The organism is Sphingobacterium olei (assembly GCF_005048855.1).
Lineage (GTDB): Bacteria > Bacteroidota > Bacteroidia > Sphingobacteriales > Sphingobacteriaceae > Sphingobacterium > Sphingobacterium olei.
In genome coordinates, this window is record NZ_SUME01000011.1 from 136,689 (window position 1) to 147,563 (window position 10,875).

Below are 10,875 nucleotides of genomic sequence, written 5' to 3' on the forward strand. Positions count from 1 at the left end.
GCCGGTTGTTTATAAACCAACTATAAAGAACAAAGACATGAAAAAATATTTACTATTATTAGCTATTGCTATGGGTATTGTTTCCCTAGCAAATGCCCAACAAATCAACACCACTCCCCAAACGTCGGCAAATGTAGGCCTTACTCCTATAAAGGCAGGAAATTGGATGGTAGGTGGATCCATCGGTAATATCGGATACAGTTTCGAAGCCGAATCTTTCAATGCTGCCATTCAGCCCAGAGCCGGATATTTTATTTCGGACGGAATAGCTTTGGGGGCCGAAGTGAATCTGGGTCTTAAAACTATCCCCGATACAGACAATGAATGGACATATGGGGTAGCTCCTTTTATACGTTATTATTTTCCGGAGGGGGCAAGCTCCACCGGGAGATTTTTCGCTCACGGAAATGTGGGTATTGCTGGAAGTAGCGCCGGTAGTGATGTAGGGCTTGCACTAGGTGCAAACGTAGGTTATGCACACTTTATTACTCAAACTGTAGCCCTTGAAGCCACTTTAGGATATAATTATTCAAAGGCAAATGTCAATATAAGTGAGAAACAGACTGGACTAGGAGTTGGAGTTGGATTCCAGATCTACTTACCAGGAAACAGGTAAAACACGCTTAATTTTATACAACTTGAGAGAGCACAGATCGCGAGGATTTGTGCTCTCTTGCTTTAGCGCAATCATTTTCCTAATTTCGAAGCAAATTAAAAAGAGAACGTATTGTTTAGCATTTACAAAAAAGAGGTAGCAAGTTATTTTAATTCGCTTATCGGATATTTAGCCATCGGATTATTCCTTCTGTTAACAGGCCTCCTGCTATGGTTTTTTCCGGATTCTTCTATTTTAGATACAGGTTACGCTTCGTTAGAAGGCTTTTTTTCAATTGCTCCCTATTTACTTTTATTCTTAGTCCCCGCTATTACAATGCGTAGTATTGCAGGAGAAAAAGCAGATGGCACCTATGACCTACTCCTGAGTAGACCTATTTCATTGAAGCAAATTGTTATTGGAAAATATTTAGGTAGTTTGACCATTGTTGTATTAGCGATATTACCGACAATAGTCTACGCAATTACGATTTATTTACTTGCATTTCCAAAGGGCAATATTGACTTGGGAGCAACGATTGGCTCCTATCTGGGATTAATATTACTTTCCAGCGCTTTTACCGCGTTATGTATTTTCTGTTCATCACTTACGCAAAACCCCGTTATTGCTTTTTTGGTTTCGGTATTTCTCTGTTTCATTGCCTACTATGGCATTGTCGCCATAAGCCAGCTGGCAGTTTTTATAGCAGTTGCCGACCAGCTAAACGCTGTAGGAATACAATCCCATTACAATGCCGTTAGTAGAGGAGTTTTAGCAGCAAAGGATTTTATTTATTTCGTTAGTTTCTCTATTTTATTTCTGACATTTTCCATCGGTCATTTGGGTAGGTTATTTAATCCTCGAAAAAAAACGTTTACAGTTTATTTGACAACAATCGTCATTCTATTGCTCCTAAACCAATCCTTTTTTTACAATCAATTCGACCGGATAGATTTCACCGAAGACAAGCGTTTTACCCTCACAGAAACGTCTAAAGACCTTGTTAAAAACTTAGATAGTGAGGTTTACATTACGATTTTCTTGGACGGAGAACTCCCCAGCGGATTCAAACGGTTACGCCGGGCTGCTATCGACATGGCTTCCGACTTAAGAACATATTCTAATGACCGGATTAAAATAAATCTGGTTGACCCACTGGAAGGAGATCAAAACCAGCAACAGGAGTATACACAAGCGTTGATAAACCAGGGGCTCTATCCCACCAATTTAAGTGTAAAATCCGAAAGCGGATTTTCTCAAAAACTTATTTTCCCTGCCGCTATTGTCAATACCGAAGAGCTGGAGGTCAATGTCAACTTACTTCAAAATAAAACCGGAGCAGATCCCGAACAAGTATTAAATAATTCCATTCAAAACTTGGAATATGCTTTCGCCTCAGCGATTAAAAAAGTTGTAGCTCAAAAAAAATCCTATATCGGATTTACCGAAGGACATGGTGAACCTAGTGATTTGGAACTATACGATGCGATGCATACCCTCACCGCGGGAAATCAAGTAGGAAGAATTAATTTGGATTCCATAGATTTTAGCGGATTGAAGCAGATGCAGGTTATTGTCATCGCCAAACCTACTCAACCTTTCTCGGAAAGTGAAAAGTACAAATTAGATTTTTTTATCCGCCACGGAGGGAGCGTCATTTGGGCCATAGACCAACTCGACGCCGGTCTTGAAAACCTAAGATCAAAAGGTAGCCAGCCCCTAATAGGAAGACAGTTAAATATAGATGACCAACTTTTCCTATACGGAGCCCGCTTAAACTATAACATGGTTGCCGACCTAAACTGTGGGCAGATTCCATTATCTGTTGGAAATATTGCTGGGAAAGCGCAGATTGAACTTGCGCCCTGGTATTTCTTTCCGATTCTCATGCCGACCAGCACACATCCCATTGTCAAAAATTTAGATGGGATACACACTGAGTTTATCGGCACCATAGACACCATTGCAACGGCAGGGATAAAAAAAGAAGTGATTCTGCAGACTTCCCCTTTTACCCGCTTACTCAACACCCCTGCTACGCTATCCTTACAAATGGTGGAAGAACAACCTGATCCTGCTAAATTCCAGACCAAATCCCAACCTGTTGCTGTATTACTTTCCGGAAAGTTCCCCTATATCTTTGAAAATCGCCCTACTCCATCCGGTATCACATCGCCGATCGATCTATCGAGTATCTCAAATCCTGCGAAAATGCTCGTAATCTCCGATGGGGACTGGCTGATAAATCAAGTAAATACAAAAGATCAATCTCCCTATCCATTAGGTTGGGATCGTTATACGGAACAACAATTTGCCAACAAAATATTCTTAGAAAATATCGTTGATTATCTCTTGAATGAAGAAAGCCTGATTTCATTGCGAAACAGAGAGGTTAAGCTCCGTTTACTCGATCAAGCGAAAGTAAAGGACAAAAAATTGGAATGGCAGATGATTAACATTGCGCTTCCTCTCCTTCTATTATTCCTTATCGGTTTCGTTCAACAATATATACGCAAGAAGAAATATACATAGCCTATTTTTTCATGGTGCCCGTATCCGCTAACCGCAAATGCCAGCTAAAGGCTTCTTCCAATACATGTGGGGTATGGCCTCCACGTTCACAGGCGCGGTTAAAATATGACTGTAGCTGTTCTTTATAATCTGGATGGACACAGTTATCGATAATTTTTTGAGCGCGCTCACGGGGCGCTAACCCCCTTAAGTCAGCTAGTCCAACATCCGTAACTAAAATATCTACATCATGCTCTGTATGATCCACATGTGATACCATCGGCAATACGTGCGAGATTACATTTTCCTTTGAAGCCGCCTGCGTAACAAAAATACTTAAGTAGGCATTACGTGCAAAATCTCCGGATCCACCTATACCATTCATTATTTTCGAACCTGAAATGTGCGTTGAGTTTACATTGCCATATATGTCAAATTCGATTGCCGTATTAATTGCAATAATACCCAAACGTCTGATTAAACCCGGTGTATTCGAAATATTTTGCGGTCGTAAAACAAACTTGTCCCTGTATTTTTGCAAATTACCAAATACCCTCTGGTAACAATCTGCAGATACGGTAACCGATGAAGCCGAAGCAAAACTTAATTTACCGGCATCGATCAAGTCAAATGTACTATCCTGCAATACCTCTGAAAACATAGTAAGATCGTAAAAGTTACTATCTTTAAACCCCATTAATACCGCATTTGCCACTTTACCAATCCCCGCTTGAATAGGTAGAAGACGGTCTGTCAAATGACCGAGAAGAACTTCATTTTCAAAAAACGCTAAAATATGCTTTGCGATAGCGGTAGTTTTTGGATCAGCTGCCGCAATATCAGCCGGACTGTCTAACATATTGGTGAATACAATCCCTGCAACCTTACTGGGATCTAATGGAATCGTTTTGCGACCGATCTTATTCCAAGGTGCTACGATAGGGATCACATTGCGATATGGATAATCTTCCGCCTGATAAATATCATGGATACCATACACATCTTCAGATACAGCTGTATTAATTTCCAAAATAACTTGTTTCGCTAAAGCAGCAAATGTCACCGAATTACCTACTGATGTAGTGGGAACAATACTTCCATCCCGGTCAATATAAGCGACTTCTATCACAGCAATATCAACAGGAGGTAAGTTTTTATTATGCAACAATTCTGCACTTTCGCTTAAATGCTGATCAATAAATAGTACTTCTCCAGCATTTATTTTATTTCGCAACGTGCGATCCACTTGAAAGGGCATACGCTTAGACAACGCTCCAGCCTCCGCTAATTTACCATCCGTATCATGACCTAGTGACGCACCGGTCATTAATGTTATTTTTATATTCTCACTTTTTGCGCGCGATGCAAATGCTGGAAGAACTGCTTTGCTATCCCCTGCTTTTGTAAAGCCACTCGAGCCTACCACCATACCGTTATTAATAAGAAGAGCTGCCTGCTCAGCAGTCATTACTTTATCTTTCAGACTTTCTAAACGTATTCTTTCGTATGACATATTATAATTCAATTTGTTATCAAATATAGGTATCTATCTTATCCATAAAAATGATCTACAATATTAACTATTATTACGGTTAGCATTTTATTCAAACAAGACAATTACTTAATTAACGGAACCTGCTTACGACTAACTTCTTAATAATTCCCTACTTTTTTGGTTTTCTAACTAAAATTAAGGAGATTTAAAGATTAATATAAGAACGTTTATGGAGAAGGAATATGTAAACAAATATTACATAACCGAAGTAGATGCTGTTGCAGATAGTATATATTGTCATCATGCACTGTTGGGCGACAGTGTGATTACCGAACATAAGCATAAAAAAGGTCAGTTCCTATATACAGAAGGCGGAGTCGTATTTCTGAAAACATCCCAAAAATCATATTTTCTACCTGCAAGACATTATATCTGGATTCCGCCGGGCATTAAGCACAGCATCCATCCCAGTTCTCCAAATGTGATTATGCGCAACCTCTATTTCCCTATATTTGAAACAGATACAGATTTTTATGATAAAATCAACATATACCCAGTCAACGATCTTCTGATCGAACTCATTATGTTCACGAACCGCTGGAATGGCAATATATTCCCGGCAGAAGAAACTAAATACACAATTGCAAAAGCTTTTAAGCTGGTATTACCTGAGCTATCTAGTTCCGAACTTCCCTTAGCCTTACCCTACCCACAGCATGAAACGCTAAAAGATATCGTTGCATTTCTAGAAGCCAACATTTCCGAAAATATCAACTTTAAAACACTAGCTTCAAAATTTGACGTTAGCGAACGTACATTAGCCCGCCTATTTCAAAAAGAGCTGAACATGTCTTTCATTCAGTACTATACCATCTTAAGAATGTTAACGGCTTTAAAGCTTCTATTGGATGATAAATTAAGCATCAACGAAGTCGCATTAAAGGTGGGATATAGTAGCTTACCTACATTCAGCAATACATTCAATAAGATTATTGGTGTGAGACCCAGTGATTACGTCAAAAACAAAAACACCTTGATTTAACCATTTACCCTAGTATGAAAATGAATAACGGAGCTTGCGAGAGCTCACGAAGTAAATACCAAGCATTCATAAATTCCATTGAATACAAATAATGAGTAATTATATACAGATGAAATTAACCCCAATACTACTAAGCCTATTTATGTTATCAACTATGTCTTGCGGCATGAATTCGCATATTGATAACCCGAGTGTAAAAGTGCCTGTTCCGATCCAACTTTTTAACGGGAAGGATATGAACGATTGGACGCCAAAAATCAGACTTCACGAAACAGGTGAAAATTATGCCCAGACTTTCCGCGTAGAAGACGGATTATTAAAAGTAAGATACGATGGTTATGATGAGTTCAAACAACAATATGGACACATAGCTTACAATAAGCCGTTTGGGCATTATATCCTTCGTGTCGAATACCGGTTTGTTGGCGAGCAAGCAAAAGGTGGCGAAGGCTGGGCTTGGCGTAATAGTGGCGCAATGCTGCATGGACAATCTCCACAAAGTATGTTAAAAGATCAAGATTTTCCGATTTCCATAGAAGGACAATTTCTGGGTGGTGATGGCACGTCTGAGCGTACTACCTCTAATTTATGCACTCCAGGCACCCATGTACATTACATGAACGAACTTTTTACGCCACATTGTACCAGTTCTACCTCCAAGACCTATCATGGAGATGAGTGGGTAACAGCAGATTTCGTTGTCCTGGGAGATTCCATTATACGACATGTACTGGAAGGTAAAACTGTATTAGAATATACTAAGCCTCAGGTTGGGGGCGGTAATGTATCTAGTTTTGACAAACAGGCAAAACCAGATGGCAAAGCATTAGCAGAAGGTTATATTTACCTACAAAGTGAGAGCCACCCCATCGATTTTAGAAAAGTCGAATTATATGATCTATCCGCATATAAAGAGAGTCCGGAAAAGTTGAATAGCATCATCCAGCAGATCATTAAATAGCTAAAAGACCGTCTGATGAAGCCGGTCTTTTATACTATCATGCACAACAAGAAAAGGGATGTAAATGAATACATCCCTTCTTATTTCTATTTCTAAAAAATTAACCTAATTTATTAACTAATTTAGTCAATTTAGATTTGTTGTTAGAAGCTTTTTTCTTGTGAATTACGTTTTTCTTAGCCAAACGATCAAGCATTGAAATTACACGAGGCAATAATGCTTGTGCTTCTTCTGCAGAAGTAGTAGTACGTAATTTCTTAATTGCGTTACGCGTTGTTTTTGCTTGGTAACGATTTCTTAAACGCTTCGCAGCGTTAGCTCTAATTCTTTTGATCGCTGATTTATGATTTGCCATTTCTCTTAGCTAATTTTATTTTCTTTTTTACTATATTTCGGACTGCAAAAATAACGAGTTAATTCCACTAATCAAAATCTATTTTAAAGTTTCTTTCATTATTTCCTTATAACATGTCCTTTTTAATTTTTTACTCGTACGTTAACAAGCTCATCAAGGATAATCTTTACTTTTGACTTTTTAATTTTGAAGATATGCAAAAATTATCGATGGATCAGCTGAACCGCACAGATCTAGAAACTTTCAAAAACCAGGAGAAAACAGGAATCACTATCGTATTAGACAATGTACGTAGTATGCACAATGTGGGATCATCTTTTCGGACAGCTGATGGATTTGCAATAGAACAGATTTTTCTTTGTGGTATTACCGCCACACCGCCACATCGTGAAATCGAGAAAACAGCGCTAGGAGCAACCCAATCGGTTCAATGGTCTTATCAGAAAGACAGTTTGCAAGCAATAATAGCCCTAAAGGAACAAGGATATAAAATTATTGCCGTTGAACAAGCAAAAGGGAGCATTATGTTAAACAATTTTGAACCCCTTGCTACAGAAAAATATGCCTTAGTATTTGGCAATGAAGTAAACGGTGTGAGTGAGGAGATTATGGGAATAATAGACGCCTGCATTGAGATTCCGCAATTCGGAACCAAACATTCTTTTAATGTTTCCGTCACGATTGGAATAGTGCTGTGGGATTTTATGACTAAAATGAAATTTTAATAATTATTTGGTATTTATAACCAAGCAAATTTTCGAAAGTCAATGCAAAATAGTAGATTTGCTATGCAAAAAAACAGAACAAATGAGTGTATTAGTCAATAAAGATTCTAAAGTTATCGTACAAGGTTTTACAGGAACCGAAGGTACTTACCACGCAAGTCAAATGATTGAGTACGGAACACAAGTTGTTGGAGGTGTAACTCCTGGCAAAGGAGGCCAAACTCACCTCGATCGTCCTGTATTCAATTCTGTACAAGATGCCGTAGACAAAACTGGTGCTAATGTTTCTATCATATTCGTACCTCCCGCTTTCGCTGCCGACGCTATTATGGAGGCTGCAGCTGCAGGTATAGAAGTAATTGTATGTATTACTGAAGGTATTCCTACTAAAGATATGATTCAGGTAAAATCATATTTAAGTGATAAAAACTCCCGTTTAATCGGCCCTAACTGTCCAGGTATCATCACTGCTGAAGAAGCTAAAATTGGTATCATGCCAGGATTTATCTTCAAAAAAGGTAATGTAGGTGTAGTTTCTAAATCAGGTACATTAACATACGAGGCTGTTGACCAAACAGTAAAAGCAGGACTGGGTATTACTACAGCTATCGGTATCGGTGGCGACCCTATTATCGGTACTACTACAAAAGAAGCAGTAGAGCTATTAATGAATGATCCAGAAACTGAAGCTATCATTATGATCGGCGAAATCGGCGGCGGAATGGAAGCAGAAGCAGCTCATTGGATTAAAGAACACGGAACAAAACCAGTAGTTGGTTTCATCGCGGGACAAACAGCGCCTCCGGGACGTCGTATGGGACACGCCGGTGCAATCGTTGGTGGCGCAGACGATACTGCTGCTGCAAAGATGAAAATCATGGCAGAGTGCGGCATTCGCGTGGTAGAATCTCCTGCTGAAATTGGAAAAGCTATCGCTGAAGAATTAGCAAAATAAACTGTCCGTTTATTTAACATAAAAAAAGCTCGAAATAATTTCGAGCTTTTTTTATGTTTTGAAATTCTATCTACTTCTTTCATACGACAAATTTTATTTAATTTCACTTCATCATTAGATAATTCGAAATTTACCGATATGAATAGATTTTTCTTTACCGTATTATATTTTCTTCTCGTTATTACTGTTTATGCACAGGAAATTAATGAGGAGTACATCAAAAATAACTATACAAAAGTTGAACAATACATTCCGATGCGAGATGGTGTACGCCTGTTTACTTCCATTTATATCCCAAAAAATAATGCGCAAAAGTATCCTATTTTATTAAACCGCACCCCTTACACGGTTGCTCCTTACGGCGTAGAAAAAATGAAGACCTATTTAGGTAATTTTCCAGAAATGACCAAAGCAGGCTATATTTTTGTCTATCAAGATGTACGCGGTAAATGGATGAGCGAAGGTACATTTGAAAATATCAGACCAACCCGTACTATCGAAAACAGCCATAAAATAGATGAAAGCACAGACACATACGATACCATTGATTGGTTGGTTAAAAATCTAAAGGAAAATAATGGCAATGTAGGTATGTATGGTATATCCTATCCAGGTTTCTATGCATCAGCAGCGCTGATCGATTCCCACTCTGCTCTAAAAGCAGTTTCCCCACAAGCTCCCGTAACGGACTGGTTTATAGGCGATGACTTCCATCACGGAGGAGCACTCTTCTTGATGGACGCATTCAGGTTTATGTACACCTTTGATGCTTCCAGACCCAAACCCGTTACGAACGCAGATAGCCCCAAAGGATTCCAATTACCTTCCAAAGACTATTACAAATTCTTTTTAGAAAATCCGACACTAAAGGGTCTTAAAGCAAAATATCTAAGTCATACAGTAAAATTCTGGGATGATCTAGCCAAACACCCCACTCTTGATACATTTTGGATGAATAGGACGATTACCAATCATCTCAATACCGTAAAGCCCGCCGTTATGGTTGTAGGAGGGACCTTTGATGCAGAGGATGTCTACGGAACATTTGAAACATATAAGACCATCGAAAAACAAAACGTTAACAATAATAATATATTGGTCATTGGACCATGGTATCACGGGGGTTGGGTAAGATCAAAAGGCGATAGCTTTGGAGATATCAGGTTTGGTGAGAAAACAAGCCATTATTATCAAAAAAACATAGAACTACCTTTTTTCGAGTATTATTTGAAAGGAAAAGGCGATTTCAGACCCGCGGAAGCTACTGTATATATATCCGGATCTAACGAATGGAAAAATTTTGAACAATGGCCTCCTAAGGAAATAACATCTACCGAATTATTTTTGCTTCCAAATGGGAAATTAGGACAACAAGAAAACAAATCGAAACACACCTACATCCAATACTACTCCGATCCGGCGAAACCCGTGCCTTTTCAAGAGGGTGTAATTACCGATCGGACAAGGGAATATATGATAAATGATCAACGTTTCGCCTCAAATAGACCAGATGTTATCGTGTTTGAAACTGATCCGCTAACAGAAGACTTGACTATTGTCGGTCCTATTACAGCCAATTTAAAGGTATCGATGACAGGAACAGACGCAGATTTCGTTGTAAAAGTAATTGATGTCTATCCCGACACAAGTGACTCTACATCTCCTCTTTCCGAAAAAATTGTGATGCCGGGGTATCAAATGCTTGTACGTGGTGAAATTTTAAGAGGAAAATTCAGAAATAGCTTTAGTAATCCCGAACCATTCAATCCCGATGAAATTACCAGTGTTAATGTCAAACTTCCGGATGTAGCACATACGTTCAAAAAAGGTCATAAATTGATGGTTCAAATACAGCACAGCTGGTTTCCATTAGTAGACAGAAACCCAAATCAATTTATGGACATCTATAATGCTGAGCCCGAAGATTTCAAGCCAAACACACATCGCTTGCATTTCGATCAAGATAATAAAAGTGTGATTCGCTTTTCAATATTAAATCCCTAGAAAACTGTTTTTTAGGGATTTAATCATGTTAGGATCTATGTCTCCTTTTGGAAAGACATAACTATCTTAATTAAGATAATAACAGCAATTTTGCAAGGAGTTGCACAAAAAAAGAGCCCTTACTGTTTCCAGCAAGGGCTCTGTATAAAAAAAGGCACCGACCTACTCTCCCACCTGTTACGGCAATACCATCGGCTCTGGCGGGCTTGACTTCTCTGTTCGGAATGGGAAG

Annotated in this window: 9 protein-coding genes and 1 rRNA gene; 7 read left to right on the forward strand and 3 right to left on the reverse strand. The window is 38.8% G+C overall.

Annotation, left to right across the window (positions count from 1 at the left end; all coding sequences use genetic code 11):
• The first annotated feature begins 37 nt into the window (after positions 1-37).
• Both FAZ15_RS20675 and gldG read left to right on the forward strand, forming a co-directional pair.
• A complete protein-coding gene (locus FAZ15_RS20675; RefSeq protein WP_136903272.1) occupies positions 38-616 on the forward strand; it encodes a porin family protein in 579 nt (192 codons plus the stop codon).
• Positions 617-727: 111 nt separating this feature from the next.
• On the forward strand, positions 728-3,127 hold the full coding sequence (gldG, locus tag FAZ15_RS20680) for a gliding motility-associated ABC transporter substrate-binding protein GldG (protein WP_136903273.1): 2,400 nt from the start codon (positions 728-730) through the stop codon (positions 3,125-3,127).
• A 1-nt stretch (position 3,128) separates the two neighbouring features.
• Here gldG and FAZ15_RS20685 read toward each other — a convergent pair whose 3' ends face one another.
• Positions 3,129-4,619, reverse strand: a complete 1,491-nt coding sequence (locus FAZ15_RS20685) for a succinate CoA transferase (protein ID WP_136903274.1) — start codon at positions 4,617-4,619, stop codon at positions 3,129-3,131.
• Positions 4,620-4,830: 211 nt separating this feature from the next.
• Between FAZ15_RS20685 and FAZ15_RS20690 the strand changes: the two genes are divergently transcribed.
• Together FAZ15_RS20690 and FAZ15_RS20695 are read left to right on the forward strand one after the other, a co-directional pair.
• Positions 4,831-5,643, forward strand: coding sequence for an AraC family transcriptional regulator (locus FAZ15_RS20690; protein WP_136903275.1), 813 nt, complete (start codon positions 4,831-4,833; stop codon positions 5,641-5,643).
• Positions 5,644-5,809: 166 nt separating this feature from the next.
• Positions 5,810-6,604, forward strand: coding sequence for a 3-keto-disaccharide hydrolase (locus FAZ15_RS20695; RefSeq protein ID WP_238387329.1), 795 nt, complete (start codon positions 5,810-5,812; stop codon positions 6,602-6,604).
• A 100-nt stretch (positions 6,605-6,704) separates the two neighbouring features.
• Here the strand turns inward: FAZ15_RS20695 and rpsT are convergent, their stop codons facing one another.
• Positions 6,705-6,959 (reverse strand): 30S ribosomal protein S20, encoded by a 255-nt coding sequence (gene rpsT / locus FAZ15_RS20700; RefSeq protein ID WP_136903277.1) that lies wholly within the window; start codon positions 6,957-6,959, stop codon positions 6,705-6,707.
• Between the two features lie 194 nt (positions 6,960-7,153).
• Between rpsT and FAZ15_RS20705 the strand changes: the two genes are divergently transcribed.
• The 3 genes from FAZ15_RS20705 to FAZ15_RS20715 all read left to right on the forward strand — a co-directional run bounded on the left by FAZ15_RS20705 (position 7,154) and on the right by FAZ15_RS20715 (position 10,643).
• Positions 7,154-7,684 carry an RNA methyltransferase gene (locus FAZ15_RS20705; protein WP_136903278.1) on the forward strand — a complete coding sequence of 177 codons (531 nt, stop codon included), beginning with the start codon at positions 7,154-7,156 and terminating at the stop codon, positions 7,682-7,684.
• 82 nt (positions 7,685-7,766) lie between these two features.
• Complete coding sequence (gene sucD / locus FAZ15_RS20710) at positions 7,767-8,639, forward strand: succinate--CoA ligase subunit alpha (RefSeq protein WP_136903279.1); 873 nt, start codon at positions 7,767-7,769, stop codon at positions 8,637-8,639.
• Between the two features lie 138 nt (positions 8,640-8,777).
• The gene (locus FAZ15_RS20715) at positions 8,778-10,643 is read left to right on the forward strand and encodes a CocE/NonD family hydrolase (RefSeq protein ID WP_136903280.1); all 1,866 of its coding nucleotides are present in this window, start codon (positions 8,778-8,780) and stop codon (positions 10,641-10,643) included.
• Between the two features lie 149 nt (positions 10,644-10,792).
• Here the strand turns inward: FAZ15_RS20715 and rrf are convergent.
• Positions 10,793-10,875: ribosomal RNA gene (gene rrf / locus FAZ15_RS23190) — 5S ribosomal RNA — on the reverse strand; the annotation flags it as partial.

What these genes read in the sequence shown, in the direction of transcription:
- FAZ15_RS20675 (WP_136903272.1), top strand. Translation starts at nt 38, where the DNA reads ATGAAAAAATATTTACTATTATTAGCTATTGCTATGGGTATTGTTTCC.
- FAZ15_RS20685 (WP_136903274.1), bottom strand. Translation starts at nt 4,619, where the DNA reads ATGTCATACGAAAGAATACGTTTAGAAAGTCTGAAAGATAAAGTAATG.
- FAZ15_RS20690 (WP_136903275.1), top strand. Translation starts at nt 4,831, where the DNA reads ATGGAGAAGGAATATGTAAACAAATATTACATAACCGAAGTAGATGCT.
- FAZ15_RS20695 (WP_238387329.1), top strand. Translation starts at nt 5,810, where the DNA reads ATGAATTCGCATATTGATAACCCGAGTGTAAAAGTGCCTGTTCCGATC.
- rpsT (WP_136903277.1), bottom strand. Translation starts at nt 6,959, where the DNA reads ATGGCAAATCATAAATCAGCGATCAAAAGAATTAGAGCTAACGCTGCG.
- FAZ15_RS20705 (WP_136903278.1), top strand. Translation starts at nt 7,154, where the DNA reads ATGCAAAAATTATCGATGGATCAGCTGAACCGCACAGATCTAGAAACT.
- sucD (WP_136903279.1), top strand. Translation starts at nt 7,767, where the DNA reads ATGAGTGTATTAGTCAATAAAGATTCTAAAGTTATCGTACAAGGTTTT.
- FAZ15_RS20715 (WP_136903280.1), top strand. Translation starts at nt 8,778, where the DNA reads ATGAATAGATTTTTCTTTACCGTATTATATTTTCTTCTCGTTATTACT.